The sequence below is a fragment of the Scandinavium sp. M-37 genome, assembly GCF_043558715.1.
Taxonomy (GTDB): domain Bacteria; phylum Pseudomonadota; class Gammaproteobacteria; order Enterobacterales; family Enterobacteriaceae; genus Scandinavium; species Scandinavium vulneris_A.
In genome coordinates, this window is sequence record NZ_JBIGIN010000030.1 from 15,414 (window position 1) to 37,482 (window position 22,069).

22 protein-coding genes are annotated in these 22,069 nt (G+C 54.2%); 8 read left to right on the forward strand and 14 right to left on the reverse strand.

The genetic code is table 11. From position 1 onward, the window contains the following. Window positions 1-259 precede the first annotated feature (259 nt). The 5 genes from hemW to ACG0Z5_RS18585 are packed head-to-tail and all read right to left on the reverse strand — an operon-like array spanning window position 260 to window position 3,572. Entirely contained in the window at window positions 260-1,396 is a 1,137-nt protein-coding gene (gene hemW, locus ACG0Z5_RS18565; protein ID WP_394450055.1) for a radical SAM family heme chaperone HemW, read from the reverse strand. After that, the gene (locus ACG0Z5_RS18570) at window positions 1,396-1,983 is read right to left on the reverse strand and encodes an XTP/dITP diphosphatase (RefSeq protein ID WP_394450056.1); all 588 of its coding nucleotides are present in this window, start codon (window positions 1,981-1,983) and stop codon (window positions 1,396-1,398) included. Before ACG0Z5_RS18570 ends, hemW begins: the two co-directional genes overlap by 1 nt. Continuing rightward, window positions 1,971-2,282 (reverse strand): DUF167 family protein YggU, encoded by a 312-nt coding sequence (yggU, locus tag ACG0Z5_RS18575; RefSeq protein WP_394450058.1) that lies wholly within the window; start codon window positions 2,280-2,282, stop codon window positions 1,971-1,973. The genes ACG0Z5_RS18570 and yggU overlap by 13 nt, the downstream gene beginning before the upstream one ends. Next, window positions 2,279-2,845, reverse strand: coding sequence for a YggT family protein (locus ACG0Z5_RS18580; RefSeq protein WP_394450060.1), 567 nt, complete (start codon window positions 2,843-2,845; stop codon window positions 2,279-2,281). Before ACG0Z5_RS18580 ends, yggU begins: the two co-directional genes overlap by 4 nt. 22 nt (window positions 2,846-2,867) lie before the next feature. Beyond that, window positions 2,868-3,572, reverse strand: coding sequence for a YggS family pyridoxal phosphate-dependent enzyme (locus ACG0Z5_RS18585; protein ID WP_394450114.1), 705 nt, complete (start codon window positions 3,570-3,572; stop codon window positions 2,868-2,870). Between the two features lie 15 nt (window positions 3,573-3,587). Between ACG0Z5_RS18585 and ACG0Z5_RS18590 the strand changes: the two genes are divergently transcribed. Beyond that, window positions 3,588-4,568, forward strand: coding sequence for a type IV pilus twitching motility protein PilT (locus ACG0Z5_RS18590; protein WP_394450062.1), 981 nt, complete (start codon window positions 3,588-3,590; stop codon window positions 4,566-4,568). A gap of 406 nt (window positions 4,569-4,974) precedes the next feature. After that, on the forward strand, window positions 4,975-5,628 hold the full coding sequence (locus tag ACG0Z5_RS18595; protein ID WP_394450064.1) for a LuxR C-terminal-related transcriptional regulator: 654 nt from the start codon (window positions 4,975-4,977) through the stop codon (window positions 5,626-5,628). 71 nt (window positions 5,629-5,699) lie between these two features. Here the strand turns inward: ACG0Z5_RS18595 and ruvX are convergent, their stop codons facing one another. The 8 genes from ruvX to metK all read right to left on the reverse strand — a co-directional run bounded on the left by ruvX (window position 5,700) and on the right by metK (window position 12,862). Next, on the reverse strand, window positions 5,700-6,116 hold the full coding sequence (gene ruvX, locus ACG0Z5_RS18600) for a Holliday junction resolvase RuvX (protein WP_394450066.1): 417 nt from the start codon (window positions 6,114-6,116) through the stop codon (window positions 5,700-5,702). Continuing rightward, window positions 6,116-6,679, reverse strand: coding sequence for a YqgE/AlgH family protein (locus ACG0Z5_RS18605; RefSeq protein WP_319628559.1), 564 nt, complete (start codon window positions 6,677-6,679; stop codon window positions 6,116-6,118). Before ACG0Z5_RS18605 ends, ruvX begins: the two co-directional genes overlap by 1 nt. A gap of 104 nt (window positions 6,680-6,783) precedes the next feature. Beyond that, a complete protein-coding gene (gene gshB / locus ACG0Z5_RS18610; protein WP_394450069.1) occupies window positions 6,784-7,731 on the reverse strand; it encodes a glutathione synthase in 948 nt (315 codons plus the stop codon). 24 nt (window positions 7,732-7,755) lie between these two features. After that, window positions 7,756-8,487, reverse strand: a complete 732-nt coding sequence (gene rsmE / locus ACG0Z5_RS18615) for a 16S rRNA (uracil(1498)-N(3))-methyltransferase (RefSeq protein WP_394450071.1) — start codon at window positions 8,485-8,487, stop codon at window positions 7,756-7,758. A 20-nt stretch (window positions 8,488-8,507) separates the two neighbouring features. Continuing rightward, a complete protein-coding gene (gene endA / locus ACG0Z5_RS18620; RefSeq protein WP_394450073.1) occupies window positions 8,508-9,242 on the reverse strand; it encodes a deoxyribonuclease I in 735 nt (244 codons plus the stop codon). 94 nt (window positions 9,243-9,336) lie between these two features. Beyond that, window positions 9,337-9,837: a SprT family zinc-dependent metalloprotease gene (locus tag ACG0Z5_RS18625; protein ID WP_394450075.1), complete on the reverse strand. Its 501-nt coding sequence runs from the start codon at window positions 9,835-9,837 to the stop codon at window positions 9,337-9,339. Between the two features lie 74 nt (window positions 9,838-9,911). Beyond that, window positions 9,912-11,306: a sugar porter family MFS transporter gene (locus ACG0Z5_RS18630; protein ID WP_394450077.1), complete on the reverse strand. Its 1,395-nt coding sequence runs from the start codon at window positions 11,304-11,306 to the stop codon at window positions 9,912-9,914. A 401-nt stretch (window positions 11,307-11,707) separates the two neighbouring features. Next, window positions 11,708-12,862, reverse strand: coding sequence for a methionine adenosyltransferase (gene metK / locus ACG0Z5_RS18635; protein WP_319628553.1), 1,155 nt, complete (start codon window positions 12,860-12,862; stop codon window positions 11,708-11,710). Window positions 12,863-13,519: 657 nt separating this feature from the next. Here metK and yqgB point away from each other — a divergent pair. The 3 genes from yqgB to speB all read left to right on the forward strand — a co-directional run bounded on the left by yqgB (window position 13,520) and on the right by speB (window position 16,706). After that, the gene (gene yqgB, locus ACG0Z5_RS18640; RefSeq protein ID WP_394450079.1) at window positions 13,520-13,666 is read left to right on the forward strand and encodes an acid stress response protein YqgB; all 147 of its coding nucleotides are present in this window, start codon (window positions 13,520-13,522) and stop codon (window positions 13,664-13,666) included. Next, window positions 13,659-15,635, forward strand: coding sequence for a biosynthetic arginine decarboxylase (gene speA, locus ACG0Z5_RS18645; protein WP_319628551.1), 1,977 nt, complete (start codon window positions 13,659-13,661; stop codon window positions 15,633-15,635). The genes yqgB and speA overlap by 8 nt, the downstream gene beginning before the upstream one ends. Window positions 15,636-15,785: 150 nt before the next feature. After that, the gene (speB, locus tag ACG0Z5_RS18650; protein ID WP_394450081.1) at window positions 15,786-16,706 is read left to right on the forward strand and encodes an agmatinase; all 921 of its coding nucleotides are present in this window, start codon (window positions 15,786-15,788) and stop codon (window positions 16,704-16,706) included. Between the two features lie 115 nt (window positions 16,707-16,821). Here the strand turns inward: speB and ACG0Z5_RS18655 are convergent, their stop codons facing one another. Next, a complete protein-coding gene (locus ACG0Z5_RS18655; protein ID WP_394450116.1) occupies window positions 16,822-17,580 on the reverse strand; it encodes a M48 family metallopeptidase in 759 nt (252 codons plus the stop codon). Between the two features lie 277 nt (window positions 17,581-17,857). Between ACG0Z5_RS18655 and tkt the strand changes: the two genes are divergently transcribed. The 3 genes from tkt to ACG0Z5_RS18670 all read left to right on the forward strand — a co-directional run bounded on the left by tkt (window position 17,858) and on the right by ACG0Z5_RS18670 (window position 22,039). Then, the gene (tkt, locus tag ACG0Z5_RS18660) at window positions 17,858-19,849 is read left to right on the forward strand and encodes a transketolase (RefSeq protein WP_394450083.1); all 1,992 of its coding nucleotides are present in this window, start codon (window positions 17,858-17,860) and stop codon (window positions 19,847-19,849) included. A 342-nt stretch (window positions 19,850-20,191) separates the two neighbouring features. Then, complete coding sequence (gene cmtB / locus ACG0Z5_RS18665; protein ID WP_394450085.1) at window positions 20,192-20,635, forward strand: PTS mannitol transporter subunit IIA; 444 nt, start codon at window positions 20,192-20,194, stop codon at window positions 20,633-20,635. Window positions 20,636-20,662: 27 nt separating this feature from the next. After that, on the forward strand, window positions 20,663-22,039 hold the full coding sequence (locus tag ACG0Z5_RS18670; protein WP_394450087.1) for a PTS mannitol transporter subunit IICB: 1,377 nt from the start codon (window positions 20,663-20,665) through the stop codon (window positions 22,037-22,039). The last annotated feature ends 30 nt before the right edge of the window (window positions 22,040-22,069 follow it).

Consider the following 22,069-nt stretch of genomic DNA (forward strand, 5'->3'; position numbering starts at 1 on the left):
TTGTATTCCCACAAAATCTGTATGACATCTTATCCTGGTTGTCAGACATCAATGCGCATACCAGGTCACATTTTTCCGTGCAAAAGCGAATGGCAGTTTATTTTTGTGCGCTGGATTATGTTTATTTCTATTTTTATTCAGGAGATAAATGAATGTGAGAATAATTAGGGGAATAACTAAGAGGTAATATCGAAGTGTTAGCTCGGAAATGACGAATTAATGATGCCAGCGAAGAATACGCTGGCATCAAGAGGGAAATTTATTCGCTAAGGAATAATTCCAGTAATGAATTCAGGAACAGCTTACCGTGTTCGGTAATTTGCCATTCGGTCTCACTCTCGGTGAGATAACCCTGCGCCAGCGCCTCGTCAATTTGCGAACGTACCGCTGACTCTGCCAGCCCGGTGAAGGCGGTGAATTCAGCGCGTGGGGCAGCTTCCAGTAGGCGGAAACGGTTCATAAAGAACTCGAACGGCTTATCGGCGTCTTCCACGTCATGCTGGCGCTCAAGGTAGCGACCTTCCATAAATCCACGCGGATGGCGGGTTTTTGCGGTACGCAGAATGCGCCCGTCCGGGAAGGTCACTTTGCCGTGTGCACCGCAGCCGATACCCAGATAATCACCAAAGCGCCAGTAGTTCAGGTTGTGCTGACACTGGAAGCCTGGCTTGGCGTAGGCCGAGGTTTCATATTGCTGATAGCCTGCCGCACTCAGTAGCCGGTGGCCCTGCTCGTAGATATCCCACAGCGCATCGTCATCCGGCAATTTCGGTGGACGCGAGCTGAACAGGGTATTCGGCTCGATGGTGAGCTGATACCACGACAGGTGCGGGGGATTGAGTTCAATCGCCTGACGCAAATCGTCGAGCGCTTCTTCCAGGGTCTGATCCGGCAGGCCGTGCATCAGGTCGAGGTTAAAACTGCGCAGGCCTAAACCGGTCGCCAGGCGTGCCGCACGCTTCGCTTCATCGGCGTCGTGAATGCGGCCCAGGCGTTTCAGTTTCTGCTCGCTAAAGCTCTGCACGCCAATCGAAATGCGGTTCACTCCGGCGCGTTGATACTCGACAAAGCGGTCAGCTTCCACGGTGCCCGGATTGGCTTCCATGGTGATTTCTGCATCTGCAGCGAGGTTCAGACGCGCCCGCACGCCGTCGAGCAGGGTGTGCATCGCCGCGCCGGACAGCAGGCTTGGCGTACCTCCGCCGATAAAGATCGTTTTTACTTCGCGTCCCTGCGCGTAGGGCACGTCGGCATCCAGGTCGGCCAGCAGATGCTGAACGTAGTCGTCGTGCGGCACTTCGCCTTTCAGCGCGTGCGAGTTGAAATCACAGTACGGGCATTTCTGCACGCACCAGGGAATGTGAATGTAAAGACTCAGCGGAGGGAGAACGGTCATTAACGCAGTGCTTCCAGTAACAGTTTCAGCGCCTGTCCACGGTGGGACACGGCAATTTTTTCTTCACGGCTCAGCTCCGCCGCCGTTTTACCGGCATCGGGAACAAAGAAGATAGGGTCGTAGCCAAAGCCTCCATTGCCCGCGGCTTCACGGGTAATCACGCCCGGCCAGCTACCGTGGCAGACCAGCGGGGTGGGGTCTTCTGCATGACGCATATACACCAGCACGCAGTGGAACTGCGCCTGGCGATTTTCATCGGGAACATCTTTCAGTGCAACCAGCAGCTTTTCCAGATTCTGCTGGTCGGTGGCGTCCACGCCCGCATAGCGCGCGGAATAAATCCCTGGCGCACCGCCCAGCACATCTACTGCCAGACCTGAGTCATCGGCAATGGCGGGCAGGCCAGTCACTTTCGCGGCGTGACGCGCTTTCAGGAGAGCATTCTCGATAAACGTCAGCCCGGTTTCTTCCACAGACTCAACGTTCAGTTCGGTCTGCGCCACAACGTCGAGACCAAAATCGTTTAACAGCGAGGCAAGCTCGCGCACTTTACCGGCGTTACCGGTAGCCAGAACTACTTTTTGCATGGGATGTCCTGTCTGGTGAGCGCTTCAACGCCCGAAGGGATTTGTTGCGGGTGAATGATTTTTACCTGCTTGTAGCGGCCAAGCTCGCCTTTCTCAATTATCACCTGGCTCTTGGCGACGCGAAACTGTTTGCCGAGAAATTTGATCAGATGGGCATTGGCCTGGCCGTCGACCGGTGGGGCGGTGATGGCGACTTTTAATTCGTCGCCATGCAGTCCGACAATGCTGTCACGGCTGGCCTTCGGCTGAATATACAGCCGTAATACCAGCCCGTCGTCACAGGGTTCGACGGCACTCATAGTGCCATCCACAGCCCCGGCAGCAGCATGTTACCGGTGGCGCCTAACAGCTCGGTAATCCCCATATTAGCCACGTACAGCAGCAGGACGAGGATCATCGGCGAGAAGTCGATACCGCCCATCGAAGGCAGCATGCCGCGAATAGGGCGCAGCAACGGGTCGGCAAGCTGCATCAGCACAAACTCCACCGGGCTACGGCCACGGCTGACCCAGCTCATGATGGCCATCAGCATCAGCACCCAGAAAATCAGCAGGCCGATGGTTTTCACCAGAATCAGCAGCGCGGCGATCCAAATAATCGGCTGGAAGGTAATGACCATAAACAGCACGATAGCCTTCAGGACGCACAGCACGAAGGCAATCAATAATGACGAGCTGTCAATTGGCCCCATCGCGGGGATCACGCGGCGCAGCGGCCCAACCAGCGGCTGAGTGGCTTTCACCACGAACTGCGAGAACGGGTTGTAAAAATCACAGCGGGCCCACTGCATCCAGACGCGGAGCAGCATCACCATGGTGTAAAGCTCAAGTACCGTCGAGAGCAGGAAAGTCAACGTCTTCATGGCGTTCCTCAGTTTTCCTTATTTATTGTTGTGTGTAATCGCGCGCGCCAAAAATGGCGGTACCGATGCGCACCATCGTGCTACCCGCCGCGATGGCGGCTTCCATATCGTCTGACATGCCCAGTGAGAGTGTGTCTACCGATGGATAGCGTGTTTTCAGCCGGGCAAATGCTACCGCCATTTGTTGGGCGACCGCAAACTGCCTTACATATTCTGACTCTGGGGCTGGAATGGCCATCAGTCCGCGCAGGCACAGGCCGGGTAAGGCGGCGACTTCAGCCGCCAGCGCGTCGATGTCTTCCGGCGCAATACCGGATTTACTCGATTCATCGCTGATGTTGACCTGAATCAGGACGTTCAGCGGCGGCAAATTAGCCGGACGCTGGTCGCTCAGACGGCTGGCTACCCGCAGTCTGTCGACGGTATGGCACCAGTCGAAATGCTCTGCCACCAGACGGCTTTTGTTCGACTGCAACGGGCCGATAAAGTGCCACTGCAGACCGTTTTGTCCCGCTTCCTGAAAATAGCGGATCTTTTCTACCCCTTCCTGAACGTAGTTTTCACCAAAGGCGCGTTGGCCCGCAGCGATAGCTTCTTCGATGGCACTCGCAGGTTTTGTTTTACTCACTGCAAGCAACGTAACTTCTTCTGGAGCACGGCCGCAAAGGGCGACAGCGGCTGAGATTTTGTCCCTGACCTGTGCCAGGTTATGCGCAATGTCGTTCATTTTCAGGATGATGATATGGATATGCAGGAAATTGTGGCCCTTAGTGTAAAGCATAATGTCTCGGATCTACACCTGTGCAACGATGGCGCGGTGCGCTGGCGGCGACAGGGCTGTCTCGAACCCGCCCCGTTTAGTGCCTCGGCACCGGAACAACTATTGCAGCGCTGGCTCAGCAAAGCGGCGTTTGCGGCCTGGGAAAAGGACCATCAGTGCGACTTCGCCGTGCAAACCGACGGCGGGATGCGCCTGCGTGCCAGCGCATTTCGGCATCTGGACGGTATTTCGCTGGTCTTACGCCTGCTGCCGAAAAGCTGTCCGCAGCTTAACGAGCTTGGCGTGCCGCCCGCCCTCAACGAATTGCTGAACGAAGAAAGTGGATTGATTCTGGTGACAGGGGCCACCGGCAGTGGCAAATCCACCACCCTGGCCGCAATGGTCGACAGCCTTAATCATCGGCGTGATGGACATATTCTGACCCTGGAAGACCCGGTGGAAGTTGTACATCACAGCGAGCGGTGTCTTATCCATCAGCGCGAAGTGGGGGCGCACTGCGATTCGTTTTCGTCGGCGCTGCGGGGGGCATTGCGCCAGGATCCTGACGTCATCCTGCTCGGTGAACTGCGTGACACCGAAACGATTCGCCTGGCGCTGACGGCGGCAGAAACCGGGCATCTGGTGCTATCCACGCTGCATACGCGGGGGGCGGCGCAGGCTATCGAACGGCTGGTGGATGTTTTCCCTGCTGGCGAGAAAGAACAGGTGCGTAGCCAACTGTCCGGCAGCCTGTGCGCGGTGTTGGCGCAAAAGCTGTTGCCAGACAAACAGAACGGGCGAGTGGCGTTGTATGAACTGCTGGTGAACACCCCTGCGGTAGGTAGCCTGATCCGCGAAGGGAAAACCCATCAGCTGCCCGGCGTGTTGCAAACCGGACAGCAGTCAGGCATGCAGACCTTTGCGCAGAGCTATCAGCAGCGTCAGGCAGCGGGTCGGCTATAGCGCACGTTTAGCAATAAACTGTGAGCGAGATCCCGATATTGAATAATAAAACCTACAATGAGAAGAATATTGGCTCTTTATTTAGCATGAACATGAAATAGAAAACGTATCAGGTGAAACAATACTCAAATAACATTAATGTTAAGTCGGTGTTGATATTAGGTCAGAATAATACAATTAACTTTTTACATACTCTTATTATTTCGAAGCTATTCATGGAAAACGGTGATAATTTTTTGACACTTATCCAGCGTTCGTTCTATTCTGTCAACGATGGATAGGATTTGTCTTATGAAATGTTTTTTAATGTTTATGTTTGGTTTTTAACTATTTGACACATGAGTTGTGGCTTTTTGACCCATTTAATCACCATGAAGGTGAGTCTCAACTACGGAGAGTTTTTTAAATGCTTGACGCATCAGAGCGCGTAGGAAAATCACGTCAGCTGCTTATTATCACCCATCCTTCTGTACAGGCCAATGCATTCGCGAATTATCTGTCTGATCTTCTCTCTGTCTTTGTGAGTGTGCATAATATCAGCAAGCCGCTGGTGCAGCGTTTGCCGCGCGGCACCGTGGTCCTGTTTGATATCGCGGTATCGAATAAAAAGCTCAATGGGATCTGGCGGGATATTATCCAGTCGCAGATTGAAAATCCGCGCTTACTTATTATCAATACTGCACAAAAGTATGAGATCTACGAAATGGCCAAATGGCCAGCGCTGTACGGTGTATTTCGTCACGACGATTCCCAATCGCGCTTAATTGAGGGCGTCAAAGCCGTGCTTCACGGTGAACAGACGGCTGAATTGAGCGTGATGCACCCTGCGCTGTATGCAGTGGAACATACGTCCGGCGATGCCGACAATATTTCGTTGACCGAACGCGAGTGTGAAATTCTCAACGAACTGCGCCATGGATCTACAAATATGGATATCGCCAAGGCGTTATTTATTAGCGAAAACACGGTCAGAACGCACCTGTATAATGTTTTCCGCAAACTCAGCGTGAAAAACAGAACTCAGGCGGTGAGTTGGGCCAACGAGAATATGCGTCATTAGAACGCATTTGCCCGGCGACGCGATGCTTGCCGGGCCTACGACATCCAGTGAATCTATAGGCCTCGGGCCTATCAGAAACCCTGCTCGAAAAAGCTCTCCAGAATCACCACCGCTGAGGCGGAATCCACTTTACCTTTGTTCAGCGCCCGGTAGCCTCCGTGCTTGAACAAACCTGCACGGGCTTCGACGGTGCTTAACCGCTCGTCGTGAAGGACTATTTTCACCCCAAAGCGACCATGAATTTTATTGGCAAAATTACGCGCGCGGGCGGTCAGCGGCTGTTCGGTGCCGTCCATGTTCAATGGCAGGCCGACAACCACTGCTTCCGGTTGCCACTCTTTGAGCAGTTTGGCGATAGCGTTCCAGTCCGGCGTACCGTCCTGCGCTTTAAGCGCGCCGAGAGGACGAGCGGTGCCCGTCACGCGCTGACCGATTGCTACGCCGATACTGCGCGTACCGAAGTCAAAACCGAGAAGTGTGCCGCTCATTATGCGTGTCCCGCCACGCCGGGCATGGTCTGAATATCAATCCCAATCAGACGCGCGGCGTCACGCCAGCGATCGGCAATTGGCGTTTTGAATAAGATGTTGAGGTCAGCCGGGGCGGTAAGCCAGGCATTATCCAGAATTTCCTGCTCAAGCTGGCCCTTCTCCCATGAGGAGTAGCCCAGCGCCACCAGGACTTCAGAGGGCTGTTCTGCGGTGCCGAGAGTTTCCAGCACGTCGCGAGACGTCGTTATCACCGTGTTGTCAGAAATACGGATGCTCGAGGAAAACGCCGACGGAGGGGTATGCAGGATAAAGCCGCGGTCTTCCGCCAATGGGCCGCCCATCATCACCGGTTTATCGAGGCGAATATCCGGATCGCGTGGATCGGGGGTAATTTTCAGCTTGTCCAGAATCCCTTCAACCTTCAGATTTTCCATCGGTTTATTAATGATGATCCCCATTGCACCATCGTCATTGTATTCACAAATATAGATAACGGTGCGGCGAAACATCGGGTCCTGGAGAGCAGGCATGGCAATAAGAAAGTGGTGCTGTAAATTCATTGTCAGAGGTTCTGTTCCTGGTTTAAAAAGCATCAGCGGCCAGTATGCGGACAAACCACGGCGCTGTCGAGAGAAGGCGGGATTGCTCCCGCCTGGGAGGCGAATTATTTGCCCAGACGCTTTTCGATAGCGTCCATCAGCATACCGGTGATGGAGATGGGGAATTCAGCTTCGATTTCACGAATGCAGGTTGGGCTGGTGACGTTAATTTCCGTCAGGCGATCGCCGATGATGTCGAGGCCGACGAAAATCAGACCCTTTTCTTTCAACGTCGGGGCCACTTTACGGGCGATTTCCCAGTCGCTTTCTGACAGCGGACGCGGTTCGCCACGGCCACCGGCGGCTAAGTTACCGCGGGTTTCGCCGCCCTGCGGAATACGCGCCAGGCAATAAGGCACCGGTTCGCCATCCACCACCAACACACGCTTGTCACCCTCTTTGATAGCCGGGATATAATTCTGCGCCATGCAGTAGCGGGAGCCGAGTTCGGTCAACGTTTCGGCGATGACGGCGAGGTTAGGGTCGCCCTGTTTGACGCGGAAAATCGACGCGCCGCCCATTCCGTCCAGCGGCTTGAGGATGATGTCGCCGTGTTTTTCCCAGAAGGCTTTAAGCTGCGCCTTGTTACGGGTCACCAGCGTTTCCGGCGTCAGGTCAGCGAACCAGGCGGTGAACAGCTTTTCGTTACAGTCGCGCAGGCTTTGCGGTTTGTTGACGATAAGCGTGCCTTTTTCTTCTGCGCGCTCAAGGATATAGGTTGCGTAGATGTATTCGGTATCGAACGGGGGATCTTTACGCATCAGGATAACGTCGAGATCGGCCAGCGCCAGATCCTGTTCGCCGTTGAAGGTATACCAGCCGTCATAGTTCTGCTCAACGCTCAGCAGGCGCGTTTGCGCCCGCGCTTCGCCGTTGTTCAGATAGAGATCGTTCATCTCCATATAGTGGAGTTCGTAACCACGACGCTGCGCTTCCAGCAGCATAGCGAAGCTGGAATCTTTCTTGATGTTGATCTTCGCAATGGGGTCCATCACGATGCCGAGCTTGATCATTACTCTTCTCCTGTAACGCGAGTATTAGCCCAGATCGCCAAAACGCACCTGAAGCGCGGTGATGGCGGTGAGCGCAGTGGTCTCAGTACGCAGAACGCGAGGTCCTAACAGAATATCAGTAAACGCATAGCGGGCGGTCATGGCAATTTCATCTGCCGATAATCCGCCTTCCGGGCCGATGAGCAAGCGCACACGTTCCACCGGCTGCGGTAACGTGTTGATGCTGGCGCTGGCACGCGGGTGCAGATTGAGCTTCAGACCCTGGTCTTCCTCTGCGCACCAGGCTTCCAGATCCATCGCCGGGCGAATTTCCGGGATAACGTTACGACCGGACTGTTCGCAGGCGGCGACGGCGATTTTCTGCCACTGCTGGAGCTTCTTGTTCAGACGTTCAGCATCCAGTTTAACGCCGCAGCGTTCGGAAAAGAGTGGCGTAATGAGGCTTACACCGAGTTCGATCGATTTCTGAATGGTAAATTCCATCTTTTCACCGCGCGACATCACTTGACCGAGGTGAATGTGCAGCGGCGATTCGCGGTCGTCGGTTTCAGCGCTCAGCACATTGACCCGCACGCTCTTTTTATCCGCCTGAATAATTTCGGCTTCAAAGACCTGATTGCTGCCGTCAAACAGCTGAATGGCCTGGCCCGCACCCATGCGCAGCACGCGGCCCACGTGGTTGGCGGCGTCTTCGCTCAGGGCAATCTGACTGCCAGCGGTAATAAACTCAGGGTGATAGATGCGGGGAATGCGCATAGTCTCAGGATTTCCGAATATCAGTTAACATTTGACGCTAGTGTAGGGTAGCTCTTTTGCGCCTGGCAAGCCTGCTGGACGTAAGGGTTGTGATTCCCCTGGATAGCGGCAATGCGTTGGTCGCGCTTACACTCCCAGGCAGTGACCGGATATTGCTTATCCCAGGCGGTGAATAGCTGAGTTTGCTGGCGTGAGAGAGACAGCTTGTACTGGTCGCGCATATAGAAGTAGGTGCGGGCGATGGCGCCGCGGGCGCGCTCAGGTGGCTCGGCGACTTTGTCTTTGAAATCGACTTTCATCGAACATTGACCGTACTGGCCTTCACCACCGTTCCACTGACTGTACATAAAGTTATTCCGGTCGCCATTCACCTCGCCTACGGCGGGTTGCAGGTTATGCATGTCGCTTTCAATCTTGCGATAGACCGGATCTTTGGCGCAGTTTTTCCGTCCGCCGTCCTGCCAGCATTGCAGTAGGTGTCCGAACTGCCAGGCGGGCATCACATGTTCCCACTCGACGCGGCTGGCGCGGGTTTCATTTTTACGTACTTTATAACCGCACGATTCCAGGTCGATAACACCTTTCTTGCCGTGCCAGTTGATTTTGCAGCCGCAGTAAAAATCACCGGGAACGTCAGCGTTGACCTTCACACCGGCGGCTTTTGCCTGGGAAAAACTGTTAATACCGTCGGCCAGTGCCTGGCCAGAAAGGACGCTGGTAAAAAATGCCAGCGCCAGAACAGATTTACGGGACATCACGAACTCCGTGTCAAAACGAGCCCGCAACGTAGCGAATGCTGTTGTCAGATGCAATCAGTCAGATCAGAAAACTTCCAGTTAATTCTGAAGGTTACTTTTCCGCCACCAGCGGTGTCCCGCAATGCACGCAGCGATAAACCGCCTCGCCGCGCAGGACACGGTTATGACGACGGATGGTGAGCTGATGCTGCTGGCAACCGCAGCGATAGGGGAAGGTATTCTTGCGCACCGATTCCAGCTCGAACTGGTGTGTGCGGCGAGCGGGGACGCCCAGTACGCTCTCCATCATCCATTTCCACTCTTTACCGTGCGGCGCCACGCGGCCAAAGCGTTTCCACACCAGCAGGTGCGCCAGCTCGTGCGGCACGACTTCCTCGATGAATGCCTGCTGATTTTCCATGAGAAGCACCGGGTTAAGGCGGATTTCGTAGCTCTCCAGCCAGGCGGTGCCCGCCGAGGTGCCGCGCTGTTGCCACGTCAGTTTCGGTTCGGGGTAGTCGCGGCCAAGCTTGAGATTCGCCTGGGCGAGTTTTTCCCGCAGGCTGCGCATAACGGCTTGCTGAATGGCAATGGGGAGGCGAGGGGTCTTCATAGCGTAAAAGGATAAAGCGGGGAAACGGGGAGTGCAAGAGAAGGCTTCCCTCCTGAGGGAGGGAAGCCTGAAACTTAGTTCTGTGCGCCAATCTCGCGCAGCGGACGGCCTTTCATCAGGTTGCGTTCGATGTGCTCCAGCGACACGTGTTTGGTTTCCGGAACCAGCCACAGCGTCAGGACGATGAAGAACAGGTTCAGCGCACCGTAGACCCAGAAGGTGTTGGCGTTGCCGAGCGTATTCAGCATGGTCAGGAAGGTTGCCCCGACGATCATGTTGGCAATCCAGTTGGTCGCGGTAGAGCAGGTGATACCAAAATCACGCCCTTTCAGCGGCTGGATTTCAGAACACAGGACCCAAATCAGCGGCCCGGCGCTCATTGCAAAACCAACGATAAACATCAGCAGCATACCGACCGCGAAGTACTGTGCACTCGGGGAGTGGATCCCGTTATGCATCATGGTACCCAGCACGCCCATACCGGCCGCCATCACCAGGAAGCCCAGCACCAGCGTCGGTTTACGGCCCCATCTGTCCACCAGTCCGATAGCAATGAAGGTCGCCAGCACGTTAGTCAGGCCGACAATGACCGTGCCCCACATCTGTTCAGTGGTATTGGTATAACCCGCCAGTTCAAAGATTTTCGGCGCGTAATACATGATTACGTTCATCCCGGTGAACTGCTGCATCACCTGCAACAGCACGCCAAGGAATACCGCGCGACGGAAGTTGCTGTTGTCTTTGAACAGCGCCCAGCCGGACTGTTTAACTTTCAGGCTTTCGCGGATCTCTTCCAGCTCGTGTTTCGCTTCAGCGCTGGTGTCGCGCAGGCGTTGCAGGACGCGCTCGGCATCGTTGAAGCGACGTTTCGCTGCATACCAGCGCGGGCTGTCCGGCAGGAAGAACACACCAATCAGCAGCAGCACGGCCGGGATGATGATAACCCCAAGCATCCAGCGCCAGGCGCCGCTATAGCTGAAGGCGGTATCAGACAGATAGGCCGCGAGAATACCGATGGTGATCATCAGCTGATACATCGAAATCATGCTGCCGCGAATTTTTTCCGGCGCGATTTCAGACAGATAAAGCGGGGCGGTATACGATGCCACGCCGACCGCGAGGCCGAGCAGCACGCGAGACATCAGCAGCACTTCGACGTTCGGTGCCGCGGCGGAGCACAGTGAACCGAGCACGAACAGGACGGCACCGATCATCAGGCTTTTTTTACGGCCAAGACGATAGGAGAGCCAACCGCTGCCGACGGCACCGACGGCGGCACCAAACATCATTGAGCTAACGACCCACTCCTGGGTGTGTGAGTCAATCTGGAACTCATGGGCGATAAACGGCAACGCGCCGGCAATCACACCGATATCAAGGCCGAACAGTAGTCCCGCCAGTGCTGCGAGAAAACAGACAAAAAACGTAATTGCCTTGTTGGAATATCCCTGTTTTTTATTGTCAGGCATTATGCCCTCCAGTTGGATTATCAGTTTTATCAATGTAAAGGTTAGGTTAGGCGTGCGTAAAAATATGTGAGATAAATCACATAGGTGTAATCGGTTACACAAGTGTCATGTTGTGTAAATTAAATTTAGTATTGCATATCAGTGAGATGGGTGTGATTTTTTGGCTGCAAAAAATACAAATTTAAGAGTTAACTGAAATGGAATGTAACAGCAGACAATAAGACTTCATGCAAAGCGATTAATCTTAAAATCACCAGATAACATCAGTGTAATCGCTTCCATTATCGGGCTCGCGGCTGGTTATCAGTATAGACGGTTTGTGAAAAGGGTCCGGAGGATGATGCAGGCAGAAAAGCAAAAGGCCAGCACGTGGCTGGCCTTTAGCGCGTTAAAGCAGCGGTTTATTTCAGACCGGCAGCTTCGCGCAACAGAGCGGCTTTGTCGGTTTTTTCCCAAGGGAAATGTTCGCGACCAAAGTGACCGTATGCGGCGGTTTCTTTGTAGATTGGGTGCAGCAGATCCAGCATCTGAATCAGGCCGTATGGACGCAGGTCGAAGAACTCGCGTACCAGCAGGGTCAGTTGCTCGGTCGGGACTTTTTCAGTGCCGAAGGTTTCAACCATGATAGAGGTTGGCTCTGCCACGCCGATAGCGTAGGAAACCTGAATCTCACAACGATCGGCCAGGCCTGCTGCAACGATGTTTTTCGCAACATAACGTGCCGCGTATGCCGCAGAACGGTCAACTTTAGACGGATCTTTACCGGAGAATGCGCCGCCACCGTGACGCGCCATGCCGCCGTAGGTATCAACGATAATCTTACGACCGGTCAGACCGCAGTCGCCCATTGGGCCACCGATAACAAAACGGCCGGTTGGGTTGATGAAGAATTTGGTCGCGCTGTTCAGCCATTCGGTCGGCAGAACTGGCTTGATGATTTCTTCCATCACCGCTTCTTGCAGGGTTTTCTGTGAGACATCTTCAGCGTGCTGAGTCGACAGAACGACGGCATCAATGCCGACGATTTTGCCGTCGTCATACTGGAAAGTGACCTGGCTTTTCGCATCCGGGCGCAGCCACGGCAGCGCGCCGTTTTTACGTACTTCAGCCTGACGCTGTACCAGACGGTGCGCGTAGGTGATTGGCGCTGGCATCAGCACGTCGGTTTCATTAGTGGCATAGCCGAACATCAGGCCCTGGTCGCCCGCGCCCTGTTCCAGCGGATCGGCACGGTCAACGCCCTGGTTGATATCCGGAGACTGCTTACCAATCGCGCTCAGTACCGCGCAGGAATTGGCATCAAAGCCCATATCAGAATGCACATAGCCAATCTCGCGAACCGTGTTGCGGGTGATCTCTTCGATATCGACCCACGCGCTGGTTGTGATTTCACCCCCGACCAGAACCATCCCGGTTTTGACGTAAGTTTCACATGCAACACGGGCCTTCGGATCCTGCTCGAGGATTGCATCAAGCACCGCATCGGAGATTTGGTCAGCAATTTTGTCTGGATGCCCTTCAGATACGGACTCGGACGTAAAGAGGTGTTTTGCCATGTTTTATTTCACCTGGAAAGAATTTCGTTAGCTCAAACTGTTGACGATTAAGACTTTGATAGACGTTTCGACCAAAGGCTGCAGGTAAACACACCAACAGTCTGGGTGTTAATCAGTATAGATGGATTAACATCTGGACGGCTATTTTAGGTCAGATATTCGCCCGATTTCCAGTTTTTTTTGAGATGTGTCTCATCTGGAGGTCGTTTGGGCTGGAAATTTTTCCTGACAGCGGTGGAAGAGTGCACATTTTTATTTTGCATTTCACCCCGGTTCTCGGTATAAAACGCCGCGCGCGGCTCACACCAAAAAGCGCACGATGGATTCTCTCGTGTCGCCACTTCCAGCCGGGTTAAGCAGTGTAATTTTTGGCTTTGGCTTGTCGCTGGTCCCAAGGGGTTAGCGTGGAGGTGATACGACATAATGAACCAACGTTTTTTGCAGACCCAGTCATGCCACTCAGGCGTGCGTCTTTACCCCGCAATTTCTCTCTCTTCGCGATTTACTTGCCGAAGTTATTCCCATTTGGGCACATCTCAGGATTCCAGAGCCGGCAAGGCGCTGTGATAACTGGACAAGGGCGCTCCTGTTCGTAAGGGGTTTTCTCGTGGTTTCTCCGGCGGTCCTACAAACCCCGGGTCTATGTTTTACAATGATATGAACAAGAAACCGGTCGCGCAGGCGGACTTTCAGCATACTCTGCTGAGACACACGGCTGTTTATGGGTTGTTATCGCTTACTAACATTGCGATAGTAGTCAACTGTTTTACACTTTCGACAACTTTTGAGGTTCGCTATGTCTGACGACATGTCTTTTTCTTCCCCTTCGTCAGCCGGCGAACAGGGTGTACTACGTTCCATGCAGGAGGTGGCAATGAGCTCTCAGGAAGCCAGCAAGATGCTGCGGACTTACAACATTGCCTGGTGGGGCAATAACTACTACGACGTCAACGAGCTGGGTCATATCAGCGTTTGCCCGGATCCCGATGTGCCAGACGCACGCGTCGATCTCGCCAAGCTGGTCAAAGCCCGTGAAGCGCAAGGACAGCGACTGCCTGCATTGTTCTGCTTCCCGCAGATCCTGCAACATCGCCTGCGTTCGATTAACGCCGCCTTTAAACGTGCCCGTGAATCCTACGGCTATAACGGTGACTATTTCCTGGTCTACCCGATCAAGGTAAACCAGCATCGCCGCGTGATTGAATCCCTTATCCATTCTGGCGAACCGCTGGGTCTGGAAGCCGGTTCGAAAGCCGAACTGATGGCGGTCCTGGCGCACGCCGGGATGACCCGCAGCGTGATCGTCTGCAACGGTTATAAAGACCGTGAATATATTCGCCTGGCACTGATCGGCGAGAAGATGGGCCACAAGGTTTATCTGGTCATCGAGAAGATGTCTGAGATTGCCCTGGTGCTGGAAGAAGCCGAGCGTCTGAACGTCACCCCGCGCCTTGGCGTGCGTGCGCGTCTGGCCTCTCAGGGCTCCGGTAAATGGCAGTCTTCCGGCGGTGAAAAATCCAAGTTCGGCCTGGCGGCAACGCAGGTTCTGCAACTGGTCGAAACCCTGCGCGAATGCGGGCGTCTGGACAGCCTCCAGCTGCTGCACTTCCACCTCGGCTCACAGATGGCAAACATTCGCGATATCGCCACCGGCGTGCGTGAATCCTCCCGTTTCTACGTTGAGCTGCACAAACTGGGTGTCAACATTCAGTGCTTCGACGTCGGCGGCGGCCTGGGCGTGGATTACGAAGGGACCCGCTCGCAGTCTGACTGCTCGGTGAACTACGGCCTGAATGAATACGCCAACAACATCATCTGGGCGATTGGCGATGCCTGTGAAGAGAATGGCCTGCCGCATCCGACGGTCATTACCGAGTCGGGACGTGCGGTCACCGCGCACCATACGGTGCTGGTGTCGAACATTATCGGCGTGGAGCGCAACGAATACACCACCCCGGTAGCCCCGGCTGCAGATGCTCAGCGCGCGCTGCAAAGCATGTGGGAAACCTGGCAGGAAATGCACGAGCCGGGCGGACGCCGTTCGCTGCGTGAATGGCTGCACGACAGCCAGATGGACCTGCATGACATTCACATCGGTTACTCCTCCGGCACCTTTAATTTGCAGGAACGTGCCTGGGCGGAACAGCTTTACTTAAGCATGTGTCATGAAGTGCAGAAACAGCTCGACCCAAGCAACCGCGCGCATCGCCCGATTATCGATGAGCTGCAGGAACGTATGGCGGACAAAATGTACGTCAACTTCTCGCTGTTCCAGTCGATGCCGGATGCATGGGGTATCGATCAGCTGTTCCCGGTTCTGCCGCTCGAAGGGCTGAATCAGGTGCCGGAACGCCGCGCGGTGCTGCTGGACATCACCTGCGACTCCGACGGGGCTATCGATCACTATATCGATGGTGATGGGATCGCCACCACCATGCCGATGCCGGAATACGATCCGGAGAACCCGCCGATGTTGGGCTTCTTTATGGTCGGCGCCTATCAGGAAATCCTCGGCAACATGCATAACCTGTTCGGTGATACCGAAGCGGTGGACGTGTTTGTCTTCCCTGATGGCAGCGTGGAAGTCGAGCTGTCCGACGAAGGCGATACCGTGGCAGATATGCTGGAATACGTTCAGTTGGATCCGAAAAAACTGCTGCTCCAGTTCCGTGACCAGGTTAAACAGACCGATCTTGACGATGCGCTGCAGCAGCAGTTCCTCGAAGAGTTTGAAGCCGGTCTGTACGGTTACACGTACCTGGAAGATGAGTAAGACGGGGTACTTGACCCGGTCAGGATTTTGGCGATAATTCGCTCTAATAAGCAGTAACACGAATAGATCCCTTCCTCGTCGGGCCTAACGACGCGGAGGGGATTTTTTTTCATCTTTTTTTCATACACGACGGTTTAAGAGGTCATCTCCATGAGCACTTTGGGTCATCAGTACGACAACTCTCTGGTATCTAATGCCTTTGGTTTTTTACGTCTGCCGCTGAACTTCCAGCCATACGACAGCAATGCTGACTGGGTTATCACCGGTGTGCCGTTTGATGCGGCAACGTCTGGCCGCGCGGGTGGTCGTCATGGCCCGGCCGCTATCCGTCAGGTGTCCACCAATCTGGCGTGGGAGCACAACCGCTTCCCGTGGAACTTCGACATGCGTGAACGCCTGAATGTCGTGGACTGCGGCGACCTGGTGTACGCGTTTGGCGATGCCCGTGACATGAGTGAGAAGTTGCAGGCGCATGCAGAACAGCTGCTGGCTGCCGGGAAACGCATGCTCTCCTTCGGCGGTGACCACTTCGTGACCCTGCCGCTGCTGCGCGCGCACGCCAAGCATTTCGGTAAAATGGCGCTGGTGCACTTCGATGCCCACACCGATACCTACGCTAACGGCTGCGAGTTTGACCACGGCACCATGTTCTTCACCGCGCCGAAAGAAGGTCTGATCGACCCGAATCATTCCGTGCAGATTGGTATTCGTACCGAGTTTGATAAAGACAACGGTTTCACCGTGCTGGATGCGGCACAGGTCAACGATCGTGGCGTGGACGATATTCTGGCGCAGGTGAAGCAGATTGTGGGCGACATGCCGGTGTACCTGACCTTTGATATCGACTGTCTGGATCCGGCGTTTGCTCCGGGGACCGGGACGCCGGTGATCGGCGGTCTGACTTCCGATCGTGCGATCAAACTGGTTCGTGGCCTGAAAGATCTGAATATCGTGGGGATGGACGTTGTGGAAGTGGCACCGGCTTACGATCAGTCGGAGATCACTGCGCTGGCCGCAGCAACGCTTGCACTGGAAATGTTGTACATCCAGGCAGCGAAGAAAGGCGAGTAATCGGTATCGCTTCTCCCCCTCACCCCGGCCCTCTCCCATAGGGAGAGGGAGAACCCGGATCGATCCCCTCTCCCCTGTGGGGAGAGGGTTAGGGTGAGGGGAAAGGGCGCGAACCTTACTTAATCCCGTCCGCTTTCATGCGATCGCGGATATGCTGGGCACGCTCTTCGGATGCCGGGTGATCGTCAAGCATTGAGCTTTGACGACCGGCTTCCAGTTTGGCCAGTTTCTCAAAGCTGGTGGCCAGACCCGCCGGATTGATCCCTCGTTTGCGCAACAGATCGTAAGAGTAGTCATCGGCTTCAGATTCCTGGCGCTGGGAGAACTGCGCGTTCACCAGTTTTTCGCCTAAATCACCCAGCTGTGACTGTGACAGGCTGCCAATCATGCCGCCCGCAGAGGCCGCCGCCACGCGAAGCGCATTGGTGCTCAGCGCCACCTGCATGCCTCTCTTCACATGGCCCAGCGCTACGTGACCCATCTCGTGACCAATCACCGCTTCGACTTCGTTGTCGGTCATCATATCCATCAGCCCGCTATAGACGCGGATACAGCCGTTAGCCATCGCAAAGGCGTTCACGTCTTTGGTGACGTACACCTTATAGTTGACCGGCTGACCGTTGATGTTATCGCCCAGCGCCGAGGCAATGGTGTTCAGACGTTTGGCATAATCGCTGCCTGCAGCCGCGATGGTCGCTTTGCTGTCGAGCTCTTTACAGGACTGGTCACTTAAGGTCTTCACCTGTTCGTCGCTCAGGCTATAAGCCTGGAAGGCTTCAGCGCCTGAGCTCATCAGCCCGTTCGAATCCATATTTTGACAGCCGGTCAAAACGCTCGCCATCCCAAAGGCCAGTACCACTGTGTGCAGTTTCATCATTCATTTTCCATAATTGTGGGTCGTCATTATCTGAAATATTCCGCTATTCAAAATACGGAATTGAGCCAAAGTATAAAGAAAATAACGACAAGGCTGCGAGAAGATTGCGCAACCTGCGAGCACAATCCAGAGATTTCCCAGGCACCGCGCGGATGCTCCATGTACATGCCTTGCCGCTTGGGTTACATTGTTGACACTTTTTTCCGGCGTAGCCTAAAACGCGCGGTCGTCAAGCCGTTTTGGCGTTGCCTTCAACAGTCCTTTTGGAGTCAAAATGTCCTCACGTAAAGAGCTTGCTAATGCTATTCGTGCGCTGAGCATGGACGCAGTACAGAAAGCCAAATCCGGCCACCCGGGTGCCCCGATGGGTATGGCTGACATTGCCGAAGTCCTGTGGCGTGATTTCCTGAACCACAATCCGCAAAATCCATCCTGGGCAGACCGTGACCGCTTCGTGCTGTCTAACGGCCATGGCTCCATGCTGATTTATAGCCTGTTGCACCTCACTGGCTACGATCTGCCGATTGAAGAGCTGAAAAACTTCCGTCAGCTGCACTCCAAAACCCCGGGTCACCCGGAAGTGGGCTACACCGCTGGTGTAGAGACCACCACTGGCCCGCTGGGTCAGGGTATTGCGAACGCAGTCGGTATGGCTATCGCGGAAAAAACGCTGGCAGCACAGTTCAACCGTCCAGGTCACGACATCGTTGACCACTTCACCTACGCCTTCATGGGCGACGGCTGTATGATGGAAGGTATCTCCCACGAAGTGTGCTCCCTGGCGGGTACCCTGAAGCTGGGCAAACTGGTTGCGTTCTATGACGACAACGGCATCTCCATCGATGGTCACGTTGAAGGCTGGTTCACAGACGATACCGCTAAGCGTTTCGAAGCGTACGGCTGGCACGTTGTGCGTGGCGTTGACGGCCACGATGCGGACGCCATCAAGCGTGCAGTAGAAGAAGCACGTGCCGTGACGGATAAACCGTCCCTGCTGATGTGCAAAACCATCATTGGTTTCGGTTCACCGAACAAAGCCGGTACCCACGACTCCCACGGTGCGCCGCTGGGTGATGCAGAAATCGCACTGACCCGCGAAGCGCTGGGCTGGAAACACCCGGCATTTGAAATCCCGTCTGACATCTATGCGCAGTGGGATGCAAAAGAAGCAGGTCAGGTGAAAGAAGCCGCCTGGAACGAGAAGTTTGCGGCCTATGCCAAAGCCTTCCCACAGGAAGCCGCTGAATTCACCCGTCGTATGAAAGGTGACATGCCAGCTGATTTCGACGCGAAAGCGAACGAGTTCATTGCCAAACTGCAGGCGAACCCGTCCAAAATCGCCAGCCGTAAAGCGTCGCAGAATGCTATCGAAGCCTTCGGCCCGCTGCTGCCTGAATTCCTTGGCGGCTCCGCTGACCTGGCACCGTCTAACCTGACTATCTGGTCGGGCTCTAAAGCGATTAACGAAGATACCGCAGGCAACTACATCCATTACGGTGTACGTGAATTCGGTATGACCGCTATCGCCAACGGTATCTCTCTGCACGGTGGTTTCCTGCCGTACACCTCTACCTTCCTGATGTTCGTTGAATATGCACGTAACGCTGTGCGTATGGCTGCGCTGATGAAACAGCGTCAGGTAATGGTTTATACCCACGACTCTATCGGTCTGGGTGAAGATGGCCCAACTCACCAGCCGGTAGAGCAGGTTGCTTCTCTGCGCGTAACCCCGAACATGTCCACCTGGCGTCCATGTGACCAGGTTGAATCGGCAGTGGCGTGGAAATACGGCGTTGAGCGTCAGGATGGCCCAACCGCGCTTATCCTCTCTCGTCAGAACCTGGCCCAGCAGGAACGTACCGAAGCGCAGCTGGCGAACATCGCTCGCGGTGGCTACGTACTGAAAGACTGTGACGGTCAACCACAGATTATCTTCATCGCTACCGGTTCTGAAGTTGAACTGGCTGTTGCGGCATGGGATCAGCTGTCTGCTGAAGGCGTTAAGGCTCGCGTGGTGTCCATGCCGTCTACCGACGCATTCGACAAGCAGGATGCGGCATACCGTGAATCCGTACTGCCGAAAGCCGTTTCTGCCCGTGTGGCCATCGAAGCGGGTATCGCCGATTACTGGTTCAAATATGTTGGCCTGAACGGCGCTATCGTCGGCATGACCACCTTCGGCGAATCTGCTCCGGCAGAACTGCTGTTCGAAGAGTTCGGCTTCACCGTGGCGAACGTGGTCGCGAAAGCGAAAGAACTGCTGTAATCCTTCTCCGTTATTGTTAACGGAGAACTTCAAACGGGTCGCATTGGCGGCCCGTTTTTAATTCAAAAATAATTTAATTGTTCTGTGGCAAGCCATTAAATGTGATCTGATTTGCAACTTTGTATTTTATGTTTTTACTGTATTTGCAGTAACCATCACGTTTACTCGCTTGCTATTTATATTTTGCATTGTAACTGTTTGATTTATGTGGGCGTATTAATTCCTGCCTGCGACTCACTCCCTTTTCCCTCGGATTGCTTTCATCCCCCGCCGCGCGTATTTTGTTTTTACACCGTTATTTTATCCTGACGGTACCCCGAAAATAAAATATGAGGGTTCGTTATGCGATTGATTGATTATTTTCCGGCATCATCGATTTCCGTTAGAGATTTAGCAGGATCGTGGCAGCAGGCCATCGATTATTCTATGGAGCCATTATTAAAAAACGGCTACATCGATGAAAAATACATTCAGGCAATAAAAGACTCTACTCTGAACAACGGCCCGTATTATATTTTAGCGCCGGGAGTGGCTATGCCCCATGCCAGGCCGGAATGTGGCGCCCTTAAAACCGGCTTATCACTTACCTTACTCAAAAGCCCAGTGGTATTTGACGAAGGTAATCAACCTGTATCCTTATTAATCGGCCTATCGGCCACTGACTCTACTTCACATATTGATGCCATCCAGGCATTAAGTGAGTTGTTATGTGAAGAGGAAAATATAGCGTCACTGTTAGCCGCTACATCAGAAAAACAGCTCGCGGAAATTCTCGCCCGCGCCTAATTACGCTTTCCTTTTCAGGATTTCATTATGGAAAATAAGTCTGCTCGTGCCAAAGTCCAGGCTTTTGGCGGCTTCTTGACGGCCATGGTCATCCCCAATATCGGTGCGTTTATTGCCTGGGGATTTATTACCGCGTTATTTATCCCAACCGGGTGGATGCCCAATGCGCATTTCGCCAAAATTGTCGGGCCGATGATCACCTATCTGCTGCCGGTGATGATCGGCTCGACCGGCGGTCATCTGGTCGGGGGCAAGCGCGGCGCAGTGATGGGCGGTATCGGCACCCTGGGGGTGATTGTCGGCGCGGATATTCCGATGTTTATCGGGGCGATGATTATGGGCCCGCTCGGCGGCCTGGTGATTAAGCATATCGACAGGCTGCTGGAAAAGCGCATCCCAGCCGGGTTTGAGATGGTTATCAATAACTTCTCACTCGGGATCGCCGGGATGCTGCTGTGCCTGTTGGGTTTTGAAATCATCGGCCCGGCGGTACTGATTGCCAACACCTTCGTGAAAGGCTGCATCGAGGCACTGGTCCACACCGGCTACCTGCCGCTGTTATCCCTCATCAATGAACCGGCGAAAATTCTGTTTCTGAATAACGCTATCGACCAGGGCGTTTATTATCCGCTCGGGATGCAGCAGGCATCCGAAACCGGCAAATCGATTTTCTTTATGGTCGCTTCTAACCCGGGCCCAGGTCTTGGGCTGCTGTTGGGTTTTGCGGTGTTTGGCAAAGGGATGAGTAAGAAATCAGCCCCGGGGGCGATGATTATTCACTTTCTCGGCGGGATCCATGAGCTTTATTTCCCGTACGTGCTGATGAAGCCCCTGACTCTGCTGGCGATGATTGCAGGCGGAATGTCGGGCATTTATACCTTCAATTTGCTCGGCGGTGGGCTGGTTGCCGGTCCGAGTCCGGGGTCTATCTTCGCCTATCTGGCCTTAACCCCGAAGGGCTCATTTATGGCGACCCTGGCCGGGGTGAGCGTGGGGGCCATCGTCTCGTTTGCGGTGACGTCGGTTATCCTCAAAATGGAGAAAAGTACGCTGGTGGAAGGAGAGGATACATTCGCTGAATCAGCTAAAAGTGTAAAAGCGATGAAGCAAGAAGGCAGCCTTTCGTATGCAAAAGTACAGTGCATCGCCTTTGTGTGTGACGCCGGAATGGGCTCCAGCGCGATGGGAGCCACCACGTTTCGCAGGCGTCTTGAAAAACAGGGGCTCAGTATTGAAGTTAAACATTACGCCATCGAAAATGTGCCGAATGACGCCGATATTATTGTCACCCATGCCAGTCTGGAAGGGCGCGTGAAACGCGTCAGCCATAAACCGCTGGTGTTAATTAATAACTATATTGGTGATCCACAGCTCGATACTTTATTTAAACAACTTAGCGCCTGACATCTGATTTATTTATCAAGAGTTATTAGT